The sequence below is a fragment of the Rhodoferax ferrireducens genome, assembly GCF_003347515.1.
In the GTDB taxonomy this organism is placed as follows: Bacteria; Pseudomonadota; Gammaproteobacteria; order Burkholderiales; family Burkholderiaceae_C; genus Rhodoferax.
Genome location: NZ_QEII01000298.1, coordinates 15,145 through 30,435, shown reverse-complemented (window position 1 = coordinate 30,435; position 15,291 = coordinate 15,145). Strand labels below are relative to the sequence as shown.

Sequence of the window (15,291 nt, the reverse complement as noted above, 5' to 3'; positions counted from 1 at the left end):
CCAAGCCAGGCCCAAGCACAGAGGTGCCCTACAGTTGTGCCCGAACCGCCTCGACGCGCGCCAGGTGAATCAGTTCACCAATATTCTTGCCGCTGGCCCCCGTTGCCATTGCGTTGGTAGCTATTAAATGCGTAGCAACCCCCTGCGCGGTGGACAAGGCGGCCAAGAGCCGAGGGCCGGGCGCGTAGGGCACCTCGGTCAGGCCCAGCCGGCCACGGGCATCACATTCGCAGGCCAGCAACACCTCGGCAAAACGCTGTGGCTTGCGAAAGGCGTCGCAGCGTTCCAGCAGGCGCACCAGCGCCGCCGGCCCCAGCGTCTCGCTGCGGTGGATGTTGCCGTGCTCACGCGCCACCACGTCGGCCAGTTCGCGGCATTCCGTGGGAATGCGCAGGCGCTCACAAATGCCCTTGAGCAGGCGGGCGCTGCGTTCCTCATGGCCGAGGTGGCGCGGCAGCACCTCGGCCGGGGTCGTGCCTTTGCCGATGTCGTGGAACAGGCCGGCCAGGCGCACGGGCAAGGAAGCCTGCAGCCGGGCGCTCATGTCCAGCACCATCATCAGGTGGATGCCGGTGTCGACTTCGGGGTGGTAGTCGGCGCGTTGCGGCACGCCCCACAAGCGGTTCACCTCAGGCAGCAGGCGCGCCAACGCACCGCAGTCGCGCAGCACCTCGAACATGCGCGAGGGCGTGTTCTCCATCAGGCCGATGGCCAGCTCCTGCCAGACCCGCTCTGGCACCAGATGGTCGACTTCGCCCGATTGAACCATCTCGCGCATGAGGGCCCCGGTTTCTGGTGCCACCGTGAAGTCAGAGAATCGCGCCGCGAAGCGCGCCACGCGCAGGATGCGGACCGGGTCTTCACGAAAGGCGGCGGTGACGTGGCGAAACACCTTGTGCGCCAGATCCTGCTGCCCGCCGAACGGGTCCACCAGCGCACCGGCCGACTGCCAGGCCCCGGGGTTCAGCGCTATTTCAGTGTCAAATAGACCTCTAGCCCCCGTGGAATTAGCGGATACAGCTATTGAATTGATAGTAAGGTCGCGGCGTGCCAGGTCTTCCTCCAGCGTCACGTCGGGCGCGGCGTGAATCTGAAAGCCGTGGTAGCCGGGCGCGGTCTTACGCTCGGTGCGGGCCAGTGCGTATTCTTCTTTGGTTTTGGGGTGCAGGAACACCGGAAAGTCCTTGCCCACCGGCAAAAAACCCTGCGCCACCAGGGCCTCGGGCGTGGCGCCCACCACCACCCAGTCGCGGTCCTTCACCGGCAAACCCAGTAGCGCATCACGCACCGCGCCACCCACCATGTAGATCTGCATGTCAGCGCGTCAACCCGCCGGTGTCAAACGGTAGGGCTCCTCGAAATCGAGAAAGTCTTTTTCTGCCAGGGCGTCATTGACCCAGGCTTGAACGCCCGGCAGGGCGCATACCCGCTCGACATAGGCCGCAATCACCGGCGGCACCGGGAGTGCGTAGGTCTTCAGGCGCATGCAGACCGGGGCGAAGTAGGCGTCAGCGATGGAGAAATTGCCAAACAGCAGCGGCCCACCATGCTGCGCCAGCAACTCCTGCCACATGGCCACCAGGCGGGCGACATCGGCGCGCACGGCGGGTTTGTCACGCCAGATCAGCGCGCCGGTGTCCGCCAGGGACGCGTCGATGTTCATGGGACAGTTGCCGCGCAAGCCGGTGAAGCCGGCATGCATCTCGGCGCAGACGCTGCGCGCCCGGGCGCGAACGCTCTTGTCTTGCGGCCACAAGGCCTTGTCGGGAAACTGTTCCGCCAGGTATTCCGCGATGGCCAGGGTGTCCCACACCACCAGATCGCCGTCCACCAGCACCGGCACTTTGCCGGTGGGGGTCAGGGCGCTGAGTGTTTGCTTGAAGGTGGAGTCTGCGTCAAACGAATCAAAACGGACCTTGACCTCGTCGAATGGAATGCCGGCCTGTTTGAGCAGCACCCAGGGGCGCATGGACCAGGACGAATAGTTTTTGTTGCCGATATAGAGTTTGAGCATAAAAATTTCCAAAAACGCCATACTAAAACGTCACGCGCGGGCGATTGATGAATTTATGGTGCACTTTTGATGCGCGCAGCGACAGCCCTGACGCGCTTCATATTGCGCCGGCCCGTTCCCGCCAAGTCCCGCTAGGGCAGTTCCAGGCTGGGATCAGGGGCTGCCGCATCCCGCGGCCCGACCAGCCCCAGGCGGTTTTTCAGCGACTGCGACTGGCCGGAAATGAGCGCAGCGTAATTGGTGGTGTTGGACAACACTTTCTTGACGTAATCCCGGGTTTCATTGAAGGGCACATTTTCCGCCCAGATCGCCCCTTCCAGCACGGGGCCGCCGGTCTGGCCGCGCCAGCTCCGGGGCCGGCCGGGGCCGGCGTTGTAGGCGGCGGCGGCCATCGGCATGGAGCCGGCAAAGTCGTCCAGCACCAGCTTGAGATAGCCCGTGCCGATGGCAATATTGGTATCCCGGTCATTGATCTGGTGCGGCTTGAAGTCGGTCAGGCCGATTTTCTTGGCGGTCCAGCGCGCCGTGGGTGGCATGACCTGCATCAGACCGGCCGCGCCCACGCCCGAGCGGGCGTCCATGATGAAACGGCTTTCCTGGCGAATCAGCCCATACACATAGGCCGGGTCCAGGCCGATCCGGGTGGCGCGCTGCACCACGGCCTCTTTGTGCGGCATGGGAAAGCGCTGCTCAAAGTCAATCACGGTTTTGGTCCGATCGCTGGTGTTGATGCAGCGGTCCCATACCTCACGCGTGCAGGCCAGATCGGCCGCCGCCAGCAATTCACGGTCGTTCATGCCGCCGTTCTGATGCAGGTTGGTGCTGTAGTTCCATTCCCGCACCCCCTCGCTGCGCAAACCGATTTGAATCGCCAGCAGGCTGCGGGCCAGGCCGGGGTTGAGGCGGGCCGTGTCCTTTTCCGCCGCCGTCAGGGGCTCGGGGCGGGGCGGCGTGCTGATGCGCTGACCCAGATCTTCCAGTGCCAATTGTTCATAAAAGCCGCGTACGCTGGCAATGCTCTCCAGCAGACGTTGGGCTTCCGTCCGGTCTGCCTCATTTTTAGCAAGTTTCAGCAGTGCCCGTGCGCGCCAGTAGATCCAGGTCACGTCCTTGCGCTGGCCGTCACGCATGGCGGCAATGGTGCTTGACACCTGTTCCCAGTTGCCGGCCCGAAGCGCCGCGCGCGCCTTCCAGGCCAGGTGGTCCTCATGCATGAACTCGTCTTGCCCCTGTTGAAAATAGGCCATGGCGCTGTTCGACATCTGCATCGCGGCGCGCTTGCCGATCACGCCCCAGATCCAGGAGCGGTCTTCCTGCGTGAGCTGGGTTTTCCAGCGCAGCTTGCCCAGCTCATTAGCGGCGGCTTGTGGGTCTTTGACCGCCAGACGAATCATGGCCAGGGTGACCAGTTCCTTGGTGCGTGTGCGCAGGGCCAACACCTTGCCTGCCAGGTATTGCTCGGGCCGGTCGTAAATGGCGCCGACCGTGTTGGCCCATTCGGCGTCAAGCAGGCCAACCGCCTGAGTGGCAATGCGCTGGTTGCCGTTTTCCATGCCGAGTCGGGCGCGCAGCCAGACGCTATGGGGCTGCAGGGTTTTGGCCTTGAGCTGCTGTTCTGCCGCTGTGGCACAGCCGTCATCCGCATCACGCTGGGCCAGCCACAAGGCTTCCAGCCGGTTCACCACCTCTGCGCGGCTGGCATTGAATTCGGTCACCAGCGCGTAACACTGCACGGAGCGGTCGTCGTTCATGCGGAAATTGGGGTATTCGGCCATGAAGGTGCCCCACTCGCGGTTCTTGCCGAGCTGCAGCAGCCAGTCGTTTCGCAGGCGATCTTCCTGGTAAGTGCCGGCGAAGCGGTTCAGAAAGGCCTGAATTTCGCCTGGGCTCGCGGTGTCCAGGCGGGCGCGCAACTCCCAGTAGGCGCCCCATGCTTCCAATGCATGGCCGCGTACCTGGGGCAGCAGTTCGCTCAGGCGCCGGGCGTTACCCTGCCGGAAGGCCTGGCTCATTTCCAGAAGCGTCTCGTCGGTACGGGTTTGGCTCACGGCGCCGGACTGGGCGTAGGCCGGGGCGGTGGCGGATAAAGTAAGGGACGCCAGGAGCGCAATCGATGTCAAAATGGTGTGAAACTGCATGTGGGGATTATGGATAACTCTGATGAAAAAAGGGCACTTGACAAGAAGGCCCTTCGCAAACTTCTCATTGAACAACGTCTTAACCTGTCGGATCGATTGCAACGCGCCGACCTGTTGCAACGTGTCATGCGCATCTGGCTGGTGGGTCGCCCCGACGCCGTGATTGGGGCCTATTGGCCGATCAAGGGTGAGTTTGACCCACTGCCGGCCCTACATCGCTGGAAGGAAGACGGCGAACTGCTTGATCAACCCCAGCCTCGCAGAATTGGACTGCCGGTGGTGGATAAAGTTCACAAAACCATGACTTTTCATGCCTGGTATCCCGGCTGCCCCATGGAAGAGGACGCCTACGGCATTCCCAAGCCCAAGGACACCGAGGTGATCGTGCCCACCCTGCTGTTCCTGGCGTGTGTCGGTTATGCCCCCGGTGGCTACCGGCTGGGTTATGGTGGCGGCTTTTATGACCGCATGCTGACCACCCTGGAGCCCAGGCCCTTCACCGTGGGCCTGGGCTATGCACCGGGTTTTCTGCCGGATTTCGAGCCCGAAGCGCATGACATGCCGCTCGACGCCATCCTGAACGACAACGGCGTCGTCTGGCCGGTTTAGCTTTGATTCTTCCCTAGTCCAGGCCATCGACCGTGTCGGTGTCGGGCGTATCACCGATGGCCACACGCGTGAGTGCCGCCTGGGCCTGCAGCCAGTTGCTGAACGCCACAATTTCCGGCCTGGCCGCAGAGCGTGGGCCGACGATCAGCCAGTAGGCCAGGGGCGACTCCAGGCGCATGCCCGGCAACACCTCGACCAGATCGCCGCTGGCCAGGCTGTCCGCCACCATCGGCATGCGCGCCAGCGCCACGCCCTGGCCGGTCAGGGCGGCCTGCGCGATCTGGTGGGCGTAGTTGAAGTAAAGCCAGCGTTTGGGTTCCACTTTTCCGAAATGGTGCGTATCCAGCCAGCGCCGCCAGGTCAACCACTCCATATGCTGTGAGCGGTGCGCGTCGCCGGCCTCGATCAGGGTGAAATGCGCCAGGTCGTCCCCGCGTTGCAGCGGGTGTCCACTTTTGAGCAGCCAGGGGCTGGCCACTGGCGTCAGCTGTTCGCCGAACAGACGCACGGCATTCGAGGGGGCGTTGCCCGGCTGGGTGTAGCGCAGCGCCAAGTCGACGTCGGTGGTGTCCAGATCGACCGACACATCGGTGGTGTCAATGCGGATGTCGATGTCGGGGTGCTCGCTCTGAAAGGCCTCCAGCCTCGGGATCAACCACATGGACGCAAACGAGGCCCAGGTGCTGATGGCCACGCTTTTGCGCCCGGCACTGCGCCGGATCAAGCGCACCGCGCTGTCCATGTGCTCCAGCGAGGGCAGCACGGCGCGCAGCAATTGCGCGCCGGCACCGGTGAGTTCGACGGCGCGGGTGTGGCGCAAAAACAGGCTGACCCCGACCTCGTCTTCCATGGCCTGAATCTGGCGGCTCACGGCGCTTTGGGTGAGCGACAGTTCTTCTGATGCGGCCCGGAAGTTGAGGTGGCGTGCCACCGCCTCAAACGCGCGTAAGTGCCCGACCGAGATGGGGCGTGTGCGTAGCGAATTTTCGGAATGTTGCATGGTCTGCGATGACGGGTTGAATTTGGCGATTAATGCGTAAACGGAATGAATAGCTTATCTCGAATTCATTGGACGAACAAGCACTCTGCCACGATCATTCAACCCTAAGTAGCCGAAAGGAGTCTGTCATGAGTTTTCTGGAATTGCATCAATCCAATGTATGCCCCGCCGTGTCGGGTTGCTGGCAACTGATGCCGGGGCGGGCGGTCAGCCTGCTGCCGCGCGAAGCGGGCGTGCTGCGCATCGCACATGGACAGGTGTGGGCCACGGTCGACGGTCCTCGCACCGGACACGGCAATGAGTCGGGTGACCAATTTTTGCGGGCCGGACAAGAGATGGCGGTTGGCGCCGGGCAGCGCCTGGTTTTCGAACCCTGGGGTGGCGCGCAGGAGTCGCCGGTTTACTTTGAGTGGACGCCGGAGGCTGCGGCCGTCACGGTCAGTGCGTCCTGCTGGCATGTGAGTGTGGTCCAGCCCTTGCGCGATTTGGGCCGCTCTTTGTTGATGGCTGGCCATGCGCTGGGGCGACTGGTCACGGGACTGGCCTGCTACAGCGACTATCTGGCGGCCGGGCGCGGTCGTGTTTTGCCGAAGCTGGAGACTAACCAGCCTTGACCCTGGTCTTGGTTTTTGATGGGGTCTTTGGTTTGGGCCTGCCGGCTGGTTTGGATTGGCGCGCTTTCAAAGCCGCCTCCAGCGCCAGTCGGCCCCAAGGTGCCATCAGCGCCGGGGATTCCATGGCCTCGTCCGGCGCACTGTAGTAGTTCATGCTCATGGACTTGCCCTTGGCCAGGTAGGCAAAACGTTCGCAGCCGGCGGACTCGAAAAGAGGGCGGGACATGTCGTCGGCCTTCAGCCACAGTTTCTCGCCAGTCCCCAGGTCGGCCAGAATGGCCAGGGTCAAACCGTCCGTGCTGATGCCATAGCCGCCAAACATGCGGCGTGCCACGCAGGGGCCGACCTCGCTCAACAGGTCGCAGCAGTACTGGGCAAATTCATTGGGCGGAGCAGCCATGCAGGAATCCTTGTATTTCAAACGGTTGGCCGTGGGGCGTGGCGCGGCTCAGGGCACCATCAGCGCCAGTGCATCGGTCTCGTAGGCTTTCAAGGTTTCCATGACCTTGAGCCGCTGGGCCGGCGTGGTGCTATTGTGCAGCTTGGCCATGGTCAGGCAGTTTTCCTGGCCTGTTTTTTCCATGTAGGTTTGGTAGGCCGCATCGGGAGAATCCGTGGCGCGCGCCAGCAGGGCGTGCACTGCCGTTCTGATCTGCGCGCCGGTGAGTGTGTTGGTCTGGATTTGGCGCAGCGTTTGCAGCGTGTCCTGCTGGCGGCGCACGGCTTCCCGGTCATTCAAACGGGCGTCGAATGCGCTCACGGCTGTGCTGTCACGAACCACGGCCCGTTGTGGCTCTTCCAGCGGTCCGTAGAACATTTCGGCCCGGTCAGCCCGCCGCTTGACGCGCTGGGCGCTGCGCTCAGTGGGGCTGGCGTCGATCCACTCGGCGCGCCATTTCTGGTTGCGCTTGTCAAACTGGCGAGCCAGATGATCAAGCTGTTCGGCGTGGAGCGTCGACGCCAGGGTTGAGAGGGCCGGCTCGGCCTGATCGAGCAGGGCTTGAAAACGGGACCTGAACCCGGCCGATACCTCGCAAACCTGTGCCGGTGTCACGTCTGAGGGTGCCATCCGCTGCAACTGCTGGAGTGTGCTGACATACAGCGGGAGTTCGGTTTGGCGGTGCCACGCCTGCAGCGCGGCGAGGTCGGCGCGCACCTGGACCGACTGCCGGTCATTGAAATCCAGATAGCTGTCCAACCACCAGTATCCCAATTCGGGCGCGTTGTTGTAGCCCAGTTTCACCGCGCTGCAGCCGGATAGCAACAGGGCCAAAAACAGGCCCAGCAGCGAGCCGATAATGTGAAGACCTTGAAAAACCCGATTTGGCGGGCGATTAAAAACAGTCATGACAAACATTTCAGAAAACAACAAAACGCCAGGCGCCGTGGATGTCGTCATCATGGCGGCGGGCAAAGGCACACGCATGAAAAGCAAGCTGCCCAAAGTGTTGCACCTTTTGGCGGGTCGTGCCTTGCTGCAGCATGTGGTGGACACGGCAGCCGACTTGTCGGCTCGTCAAGTGGTCGTGATCACCGGCCATGGCGCTATCGAAGTAGAAGCGGCTACCGCACATTCCACGGGGTCTAGCGCCGGATTTTCTATAAATTTCGTACGCCAGGAGCCGCAACTCGGCACGGGCCATGCGGTGCAGCAAGCGGCGCCCGTGTTGCGCGATGACGGCATTGTTGTCGTGCTCTCGGGTGACGTGCCCTTGACGCAGACGGACACCTTGCAGCAGTTGATTGCGGCCTGCGCCGGCAAGCACCTCGCCCTGTTGACGATTGACCTGGCCGACCCCACCGGCTACGGCCGCGTTGTTCGCCACGGCGAGGTGGTGCAGGCCATCGTCGAGCACAAGGATGCCAGTGCCGGGCAGCGCGCCATTACCGAGGTCTACAGCGGCATCATGGCCTTGCCGGCGGCGCATTTGAAAAAGTGGCTGGCACGTCTGGACAACCAGAACGTGCAAGGCGAGTACTACCTGACCGACATCGTGAAGTTTGCCGTGGCCGATGGCGTGCCCGTGGTGGCGCACAAGATTGCGGATGCGGTGCAGGTGGCCGGCGTCAACAGCCCGGTGCAGCTCGCGGAACTGGAGCGGGCGTTCCAGAAGCGTGTCGCCTTGCAGTTGATGGAGCAGGGCGTGCGCCTGGCCGACCCGGCGCGGCTGGACGTGCGCGGTGAACTGCTGTGCGCGCAAGACGTGTCGATCGACGTGAACTGTGTTTTTGAGGGTCAGGTGAGCCTGGGCGAGGGCGTGAAGATCGGCGCCAATTGCGTGATTGCCAATGCCACGATTGCGGCCGGCGCGGTGATTCATCCCTTCACCCATATCGAAGGTGGCAAGCCCGGTAGCAAGGATGCGATTGAAGTCGGTGCCGGGGCGCTGATCGGCCCGTTTGCGCGCTTGCGACCGGGTGCCAGGCTGGGCGCCGAGGTGCATATCGGCAACTTTGTCGAGGTCAAGAATTCAACACTGGCCAAAGGTGCCAAGGCCAACCACCTGGCCTATCTGGGCGACGCCACAGTGGGCGAACGTGTCAACTACGGCGCTGGCAGCATCACCGCCAATTACGACGGGGCTTTCAAACACCGCACGGTGATTGAAGCCGATGTGCATATTGGCAGCAACTGCGTGCTGGTGGCACCGCTCACGATTGGCGCGGGCGGCACCGTGGGCGGCGGCTCGACCATCACCAAAGACACGCTGCCGGGGGCCTTGAGCGTGGCGCGTGGCCGACAGCTGAGCATTCCCAACTGGAAGCGGCCTGCCAAATGACGGACACGCCCCAGGCCTTGCTGCTGGAGAACGAGCAGCTGCGGCGCGAGCTGGGTCAGGCCAGGGCGGAGCTGGAAGACTTCACGCATTCCGTCTCGCACGACCTGCGGGCCTCGCTGCGCCACGTGAATGCCTATGTGCACATCATCAAGGAAGACCTGGGCGAGCAAACCCCGGTTGCCGTTGCGGCGCACCTGGACACGGTGAGTCAGGCGGCGCGGCAGATGGGACGGCAGATTGATGGCCTGATGGAGCTGGCGCGACTGACCCGGGTGGAGCTGCAGCTGTCCACGGTGGATGTTGCGCAGTTGGTCGACGACACCTGTACGGCTCTAGCCCCTGCGCTGGCAGCGCGAACCATTGAATGGCAGATCGCGCCTGATTTGCCGGCACTGCGGTGTGATGCGGCGCTGTTGCGGCAAGTGTTGACGCATCTGCTGTCCAACGCCGTGAAGTTCACCGCCGCCCGCGCCGTGGCCGAAATCCATGTGAGTTGGCAATCGACGGATAACGGCCAGTGCGCCCTGACCGTGGCGGACAACGGTGCCGGGTTCAACCCGCAATACACCGACAAACTCTTCCATGCGTTTCAGCGCCTGCACGGGGCTCGCGAATTTGAAGGCCTCGGCATGGGCTTGGCTCTGACGCGGAAAATCGTGGAACGTCACGGGGGCATGGTTTGGGCCAAGGGCATACCGGATGCGGGCTGCAGTGTCAGCGTCACATTGCCAATGGCTTAATAGCGCTCCACAAGTTCGTCATTGCGAGCGTAGCGCGGCAATCCAGGCCATTGTCAAAGTGGCAACGGCACCCGTGCCCCGAATTTGCTGCGCTTGACGCTGAAGAAGGTTTTGACGTTGCGCACGTTGGCGTCGCTGGTGAACAGCCGTTGCGCCAGCGCCAGGTAGTCAGGCATATGCGCCGCATGCACCACCAGGCAAAAGTCCGGGCCGGGGGATACGCGATAACACTGCTGCACGGCGTCGTCATCGGCCACGCGCTTCTCGAAGGCTTCCAGTGCATCGTTGTCCTGTCGGTCCAGCGTGATCTCGACGATCGCGCACAGGCCGTGACCCGTCATCAGGCTCAATCTGTCCACACTGAGCACGGCAATTTCACGTTCAATCAGGCCGGCATCGCGCAAGCGTTTGACGCGACGCAGACAAGTCGGGGGTGATATGTGAACCAGAGCTGCCAGGGTCTGGTTGCTGAGTGACGCGTCATTTTGCAGCCGCTCCAGCAACTGAAGGTCGGTGGCGTCCGGGGTTATTTGTTCCATACTTTGACGAAATATGGAATATTTTAGTTATTTGACGGCGACACGCCGCCGACGCTCCAGGAAAGCCTGGAGCTCGCCAACCACGCCTTTGCGGAAAGCCAGTACGCACAGCACAAAAATCGCGCCAATGATCACCGTTACCCACGAGCCGACCTTGTCAGCGAGCAGGTTTTGCAGCGAGATCACAATGCCGGCGCCCAGTACCGGGCCGAAGAAGGTGCCGACACCGCCCAGCAGCGTCATCAAGATCACTTCGCCCGACATGGACCAGTGCACATCGGACAAGGTGGCAAAACCCATCACCAGTGTTTTAAGTGAGCCGGCCAGGCCGGCCAGCGCGGCTGACAGCACAAAGGCCAGCAGTTTGTAGCGGTCCACCTGGTAGCCCAGCGAAATCGCGCGCGGTTCGTTTTCACGGATCATCTTGAGCACCTGGCCAAACGGCGAATGCACGATGCGCGAGATGAACAGGAAACACGCCATGAACACCGCTAGCACCAGGTAATACATGGCAGTGTCCGAGGCCAGCGGCAGCAGGCCAAACAGCGCACCGCGCGGCACGCCCTGCAGGCCGTCTTCACCGCCGGTGAACGGCGCCTGCAGACAAACAAAGAACACCATCTGCGCAATGGCCAGCGTGATCATGGCGAAATAAATGCCCTGGCGCCGGATCGCCACGGCGCCGACCACCAGCCCGATCAGGCCGGAGCCGATGACGCCGGCCAACAGGCCCAGTTCGGGCGTGAAGTTCTGCGACTTGATGACGTAGCCGGTGATGTAAGCGGCGGAGCCGAAAAATGCCGCATGGCCGAACGACAGCAGGCCGGTAAAACCCAGCAGCAAGTTGAAGGCGCTGGCAAAAATGGCGAAGCACAGCAGCTTCATCACAAACACTGGGTAGAGCCCGAGCATGGGCGCCAGCAGCGCCAGCACCAGCAGTACGAAATATGTCACCGCAATCAGTTTATTGGCTTTGTTCATGGTTCAGGCCTCCTTGCCAAACAGGCCGGCCGGCCGGATCATCAGCACAATGACCATGACGACAAACACCACAATGCTGGACGCTTCCGGGTAGAACACCCGCGTCAGCCCTTCGACGATGCCCAGGCCGAGGCCGGTCAGGATCGAGCCCATGATGGAGCCCATGCCGCCGATCACCACCACCGCAAACACCACGATGATCAGGTTCGAGCCCATCAGCGGATTGACCTGGATGATGGGTGCGGCCAGCACACCGGCGAGCCCGGCCAGGGCGGCACCAGCGCCATAGGTCAGCGTCACCATCAAGGGCACGTTGATGCCAAAGGCCTGCACCAGCGCGGCGTTTTCGGTGCCGGCGCGCAGGTAAGCGCCGAGCCGGGTGCGCTCAATCAGGTACCAGGTACCCATGCACACGGTCAGCGACACCAGCACCACCCAGGCGCGGTAGTTCGGCAGCACCATGAAGCCCAGATTGGTGGCGCCGGACAGCAGTTCGGGCACGTTGTAATTCTGGCCCGATACGCCATAGAGTTCGCGGAAAACGCCCTCGGCGATCAGCGCCAGGCCAAAGGTCAGCAGCAAGCCATACAACGGGTCGAGCTTGTACAGGCGTTTTAGAAAAAGCCGCTCAATCACCACGCCCAGCAGGCCCACGCTCAAAGGTGCCAGCACCAGCGCAAACCAGTAATTGATGCCGAACTTGTCGAGCATGATCCAGGCCGCAAACGCGCCCAGCATATAGAGGGCGCCATGCGCAAAATTGACAATGCCCAGCAGGCCAAAGATGACCGCCAGTCCGAGACTGAGCATGGCGTAAAACGCGCCATTGACCAGGCCCAACAAGAGCTGGCCCAGAAATGCTTGATGCGGAATGCCGAAGATTTCCATGAAGTCCCGCCAGTTCATGCCATGTGAGGCGAAAAAACGGCCGGCCGCACCGGCGGCCAGCCGTCCCGAGAGTCAGCTTATTTTTTGTTCAGCGCGCATTTGGATTCCGCCACTGTGGTGAAGGCCTGCTCGCCGGGGACCTTGGCAATCATTTTGTAGTAGTCCCATGGCGTGGTGGACTCCTTGGCCGACTTGACCTGGAACAGGTACATGTCGTGGATCATGCGGCCGTCCGGGCGGATCTGGCCCTTGTTGTAGAAGTCGTCGATCTTCATGCCCTTCAGCGTGGACATGACCTTGTCGGCGTCCGTTGTGCCGGCGGTCTGTACGGCTTTCAGGTAGTTTGAGGCGGCCGAGTAATCTGCGGCTTGCAGGCTGGAGGGCATACGTTTGTATTTGTCAAAAAAGCGTTTGGCAAACTTGCGTGAAGCGTCGTCCTGGTTCCAGTACCAGCTGTCGGCCAGTTGCAGGCCTTCGGTGTTGGCCAGGCCCAGGCTGTGCACGTCGTTGATAAACACTAGCAGGCCGGCTACCTTCATGGTCTTGTTGATACCAAATTCCTTGGCGGCCTTCATCGCGTTGGTGAAGTCACCGCCGGCATTGGCCAAGCCTAGAATCTGAGCCTTGGAGCTCTGCGCCTGCAGCAGGAAGGACGAGAAGTCGGAAGCATTCAGCGGGTGGCGCACCGTCCCCGCCACGGTACCGCCGTTCGCCTTGACGACCGTTGCCGCATCGCCTTCGAGCGAGTGGCCGAAGGCGTAGTCCGCGGTCAGAAAGAACCAGTTCTTGGCGCCGGCCTTGACCAGCGCTGAGCCTGCCACTTTGGCCAGGGACACTGTGTCGTAGGCGTAGTGAACGGTGTAGGGCGAGCAGGCTTCATTGGTCAGACGGGCCGAGCCCGCGCCGATCACGATGAAAGGGCGTTTCTTTTCTTCTGCGACCTTGGCCATGGCCAGCGCGGTGCCGGAGTTGGTGCCACCCATCAACATTGAAAGTCCGTCCTTGTCGATCCACTCACGGGCTTTGGAGCTGGCCACGTCAGCCTTGTTCTGGTGATCGGCGGTCAGCACTTCAATCGGGCGGTTCAGGACCTTGCCGCCGAAATCCTGCGCCGCCCATTTGATCATTTCACCGCCGGCCGGGCCGTCGATGTCGGCATACAGGCTGGACATGTCGGTGATGAAACCGATCTTCACCGGGCCGGTGTTCTGGGCGAAAGCGCCAGCGCCAAATCCAAGGGCCAAAGCGGCAACGAGGGTGTTAAGTTTCATGGTGTTTCCTGATGAGTTGAGGGTCGAAGCGCGGGGTGAAAAATCGGGATGATCGGCGGGCCAGGCATGTGTTGTCAAACGCCCAGGAATTCCTGCAGCATGCCCATGTTCTGGGCCAGTTCGGCTTGTTCAAACTGTTTGACGATGGCGCCGTGCTCCATCACGTAAAAACGGTCGGCCAGCGGCGCGGCAAAGCGGAAGTTTTGTTCCACCAGCACGATGGTGTAGCCCTTGGCCTTGAGCGTGAGAATCATCTCGGCCAGCTTTTGCACAATCACCGGCGCCAGGCCTTCCGAGATTTCATCGAGCAGAAGCAGGCGCGCGCCGGTGCGCAAAATGCGCGCCACCGCCAGCATCTGCTGCTCGCCACCTGAGAGGCGGGTGCCGGGGCTGGTTGCGCGCTCCTGCAGGTTGGGAAACATGCCGTAAATTTCTTCAACGCTCATGCCGCCGGGTGCCAGGCTGGGTGGCAGCATCAGGTTTTCTTCGGCCGTCAGGCTGGCAAAAATGCCGCGCTCTTCCGGGCAATAGCCAACGCCAAGATGGGCCACCTTGTGCGGCGCCATTTTGATGGTCTCGACGCCATTGATCTTGATGGAGCCTTTGCGCGAGCCGGTCAGGCCGACGATGGCGCGCATGGTGGTGGTGCGCCCGGCGCCGTTGCGCCCCAGCAGGGTGACAACTTCACCTTCGTTCACCGTGAGGTTCACGCCATGCAGGATGTGTGACTCGCCATACCAGGCGTGCAGGTCTTCGATGCGCAGCAACTCCTTTTTCATCAATGAGCGCCCTGCAGTTCGGTGTTGACGGTACCCATATAGGCTTCAATCACCAGCGGATTTTTGGAAACGTCTGCATACGGGCCGTCCGCAATGATGGCGCCGCGCTGCAGCACCGTGATGCGGTCGGCAATCGACGACACCACATTCATGTTGTGTTCCACCATCAAAATGGTGCGACCGGCAGAGACTTTTTTGATCAACTGCGTGACGCGGTCCACGTCTTCGTGGCCCATGCCCTGGGTGGGTTCGTCCAGCAGCATCAGCTCGGGCTCCAGCGCCAGGGTCGTGGCCAGTTCCAGGGCGCGTTTGCGGCCATAGGGCAGGTTGACGGCCAACTCGTGGGCAAAGTCCTGCAGATCAACCTCAGTCAGCAACGCATGGACGCGCTCGTGCAAGTGAGTCAGGGTGCGTTCGGCTTTCCAGAAATGGAACGAGGTGCCCAGATTGCGCTGCAGCGCAGCGCGAACGTTCTCCAGTACCGACATATGCGGAAACACCGCCGAGATCTGGAAGGAGCGGACGATGCCGCGCCGTGCCGTTTGCGCGGGCTGCTCAGAGGTGATGTCGATGTCGTTGAAGGTGATGGTGCCGGCGGTCGGGTGCAGAAATTTGGTCAGCAGGTTGAAGAAGGTGGTTTTGCCTGCGCCGTTGGGGCCAATCAGCGCATGAATGTGTCCGCGCTTAACCTTCAGGTTCACTTGGTTAACGGCCACGAATCCCTTGAATTCCTTGGTCAAACCACGCGTTTCAAGAATGAACTCCGCTGACAAATTGGTCTCCCGCTACACAGTCTGAATTGACGGGACAACAAGCCCGCAACACGAAATTGCATGGTAAGGGGCGGTCCTGTGCTGCGTTAGCGGGTTAGAACCTAGGTAGTTTTACTTGCCGCACCAGCGGTTGGCTATTTTCTGTGAGTTTAGTTAATTATTTCT

General features: G+C 61.8%; 16 protein-coding genes. 4 read left to right on the top strand and 12 right to left on the bottom strand.

All coding sequences use genetic code 11. The features are described 5' to 3' along the window. Nucleotides 1-28: 28 nt before the first annotated feature. The 3 genes from C5P05_RS20575 to C5P05_RS20565 form a co-directional block, all read right to left on the bottom strand. Nucleotides 29-1,315, bottom strand: a complete 1,287-nt coding sequence (locus C5P05_RS20575) for a multifunctional CCA addition/repair protein (protein WP_114971713.1) — start codon at nucleotides 1,313-1,315, stop codon at nucleotides 29-31. A gap of 9 nt (nucleotides 1,316-1,324) precedes the next feature. Continuing rightward, nucleotides 1,325-2,014: a glutathione S-transferase family protein gene (locus C5P05_RS20570; RefSeq protein WP_114971950.1), complete on the bottom strand. Its 690-nt coding sequence runs from the start codon at nucleotides 2,012-2,014 to the stop codon at nucleotides 1,325-1,327. 131 nt (nucleotides 2,015-2,145) lie between these two features. Continuing rightward, entirely contained in the window at nucleotides 2,146-4,152 is a 2,007-nt protein-coding gene (locus C5P05_RS20565) for a lytic transglycosylase domain-containing protein (protein ID WP_114971712.1), read from the bottom strand. Nucleotides 4,153-4,161: 9 nt separating this feature from the next. On the opposite strand from C5P05_RS20565, the gene C5P05_RS20560 reads away from it, so the two are divergent. Then, nucleotides 4,162-4,761: a 5-formyltetrahydrofolate cyclo-ligase gene (locus C5P05_RS20560; protein ID WP_114971711.1), complete on the top strand. Its 600-nt coding sequence runs from the start codon at nucleotides 4,162-4,164 to the stop codon at nucleotides 4,759-4,761. Nucleotides 4,762-4,774: 13 nt separating this feature from the next. On the opposite strand, the gene C5P05_RS20555 is transcribed toward C5P05_RS20560, so the two are convergent. Further along, entirely contained in the window at nucleotides 4,775-5,761 is a 987-nt protein-coding gene (locus C5P05_RS20555; RefSeq protein WP_114971710.1) for a LysR substrate-binding domain-containing protein, read from the bottom strand. 128 nt (nucleotides 5,762-5,889) lie between these two features. Between C5P05_RS20555 and C5P05_RS20550 the strand changes: the two genes are divergently transcribed. Beyond that, entirely contained in the window at nucleotides 5,890-6,375 is a 486-nt protein-coding gene (locus tag C5P05_RS20550) for a DUF2917 domain-containing protein (RefSeq protein WP_114971709.1), read from the top strand. Here C5P05_RS20550 and C5P05_RS20545 read toward each other — a convergent pair. Continuing rightward, nucleotides 6,362-6,775 carry a TfoX/Sxy family protein gene (locus C5P05_RS20545; RefSeq protein WP_114971708.1) on the bottom strand — a complete coding sequence of 138 codons (414 nt, stop codon included), beginning with the start codon at nucleotides 6,773-6,775 and terminating at the stop codon, nucleotides 6,362-6,364. The two genes, C5P05_RS20550 and C5P05_RS20545, sit on opposite strands and share 14 nt — an antisense overlap. Nucleotides 6,776-6,823: 48 nt before the next feature. Continuing rightward, nucleotides 6,824-7,723, bottom strand: coding sequence for a DUF6279 family lipoprotein (locus C5P05_RS20540; RefSeq protein WP_114971707.1), 900 nt, complete (start codon nucleotides 7,721-7,723; stop codon nucleotides 6,824-6,826). Between C5P05_RS20540 and glmU the strand changes: the two genes are divergently transcribed. Both glmU and C5P05_RS20530 read left to right on the top strand, forming a co-directional pair. After that, complete coding sequence (gene glmU / locus C5P05_RS20535) at nucleotides 7,722-9,155, top strand: bifunctional UDP-N-acetylglucosamine diphosphorylase/glucosamine-1-phosphate N-acetyltransferase GlmU (protein WP_114971706.1); 1,434 nt, start codon at nucleotides 7,722-7,724, stop codon at nucleotides 9,153-9,155. The two genes, C5P05_RS20540 and glmU, sit on opposite strands and share 2 nt — an antisense overlap. Next, complete coding sequence (locus C5P05_RS20530; RefSeq protein WP_114971705.1) at nucleotides 9,152-9,895, top strand: sensor histidine kinase; 744 nt, start codon at nucleotides 9,152-9,154, stop codon at nucleotides 9,893-9,895. Before glmU ends, C5P05_RS20530 begins: the two co-directional genes overlap by 4 nt. Nucleotides 9,896-9,948: 53 nt before the next feature. On the opposite strand, the gene C5P05_RS20525 is transcribed toward C5P05_RS20530, so the two are convergent. From C5P05_RS20525 to C5P05_RS20500, 6 genes are all read right to left on the bottom strand, one after another. Beyond that, nucleotides 9,949-10,434 carry an Lrp/AsnC family transcriptional regulator gene (locus tag C5P05_RS20525; protein ID WP_114971704.1) on the bottom strand — a complete coding sequence of 162 codons (486 nt, stop codon included), beginning with the start codon at nucleotides 10,432-10,434 and terminating at the stop codon, nucleotides 9,949-9,951. 27 nt (nucleotides 10,435-10,461) lie between these two features. Next, nucleotides 10,462-11,415, bottom strand: coding sequence for a branched-chain amino acid ABC transporter permease (locus tag C5P05_RS20520; protein WP_114971703.1), 954 nt, complete (start codon nucleotides 11,413-11,415; stop codon nucleotides 10,462-10,464). A 3-nt stretch (nucleotides 11,416-11,418) separates the two neighbouring features. After that, on the bottom strand, nucleotides 11,419-12,303 hold the full coding sequence (locus C5P05_RS20515) for a branched-chain amino acid ABC transporter permease (RefSeq protein ID WP_114971949.1): 885 nt from the start codon (nucleotides 12,301-12,303) through the stop codon (nucleotides 11,419-11,421). A 77-nt stretch (nucleotides 12,304-12,380) separates the two neighbouring features. Then, entirely contained in the window at nucleotides 12,381-13,574 is a 1,194-nt protein-coding gene (locus tag C5P05_RS20510; protein ID WP_114971702.1) for an ABC transporter substrate-binding protein, read from the bottom strand. A 74-nt stretch (nucleotides 13,575-13,648) separates the two neighbouring features. Further along, complete coding sequence (locus C5P05_RS20505; protein WP_114971701.1) at nucleotides 13,649-14,353, bottom strand: ABC transporter ATP-binding protein; 705 nt, start codon at nucleotides 14,351-14,353, stop codon at nucleotides 13,649-13,651. Then, nucleotides 14,353-15,126, bottom strand: coding sequence for an ABC transporter ATP-binding protein (locus tag C5P05_RS20500; protein WP_114971700.1), 774 nt, complete (start codon nucleotides 15,124-15,126; stop codon nucleotides 14,353-14,355). The genes C5P05_RS20505 and C5P05_RS20500 overlap by 1 nt, the downstream gene beginning before the upstream one ends. Nucleotides 15,127-15,291: the final 165 nt, after the last annotated feature.

Coding starts and splice junctions, on each gene's coding strand:
- C5P05_RS20575 (WP_114971713.1), bottom strand. CDS start 1,315: ATGCAGATCTACATGGTGGGTGGCGCGGTGCGTGATGCGCTACTGGGT.
- C5P05_RS20570 (WP_114971950.1), bottom strand. CDS start 2,014: ATGCTCAAACTCTATATCGGCAACAAAAACTATTCGTCCTGGTCCATG.
- C5P05_RS20565 (WP_114971712.1), bottom strand. CDS start 4,152: ATGCAGTTTCACACCATTTTGACATCGATTGCGCTCCTGGCGTCCCTT.
- C5P05_RS20560 (WP_114971711.1), top strand. CDS start 4,162: ATGGATAACTCTGATGAAAAAAGGGCACTTGACAAGAAGGCCCTTCGC.
- C5P05_RS20555 (WP_114971710.1), bottom strand. CDS start 5,761: ATGCAACATTCCGAAAATTCGCTACGCACACGCCCCATCTCGGTCGGG.
- C5P05_RS20550 (WP_114971709.1), top strand. CDS start 5,890: ATGAGTTTTCTGGAATTGCATCAATCCAATGTATGCCCCGCCGTGTCG.
- C5P05_RS20545 (WP_114971708.1), bottom strand. CDS start 6,775: ATGGCTGCTCCGCCCAATGAATTTGCCCAGTACTGCTGCGACCTGTTG.
- glmU (WP_114971706.1), top strand. CDS start 7,722: ATGACAAACATTTCAGAAAACAACAAAACGCCAGGCGCCGTGGATGTC.
- C5P05_RS20540 (WP_114971707.1), bottom strand. CDS start 7,723: ATGACTGTTTTTAATCGCCCGCCAAATCGGGTTTTTCAAGGTCTTCAC.
- C5P05_RS20530 (WP_114971705.1), top strand. CDS start 9,152: ATGACGGACACGCCCCAGGCCTTGCTGCTGGAGAACGAGCAGCTGCGG.
- C5P05_RS20525 (WP_114971704.1), bottom strand. CDS start 10,434: ATGGAACAAATAACCCCGGACGCCACCGACCTTCAGTTGCTGGAGCGG.
- C5P05_RS20520 (WP_114971703.1), bottom strand. CDS start 11,415: ATGAACAAAGCCAATAAACTGATTGCGGTGACATATTTCGTACTGCTG.
- C5P05_RS20515 (WP_114971949.1), bottom strand. CDS start 12,303: ATGGAAATCTTCGGCATTCCGCATCAAGCATTTCTGGGCCAGCTCTTG.
- C5P05_RS20510 (WP_114971702.1), bottom strand. CDS start 13,574: ATGAAACTTAACACCCTCGTTGCCGCTTTGGCCCTTGGATTTGGCGCT.
- C5P05_RS20505 (WP_114971701.1), bottom strand. CDS start 14,353: ATGAAAAAGGAGTTGCTGCGCATCGAAGACCTGCACGCCTGGTATGGC.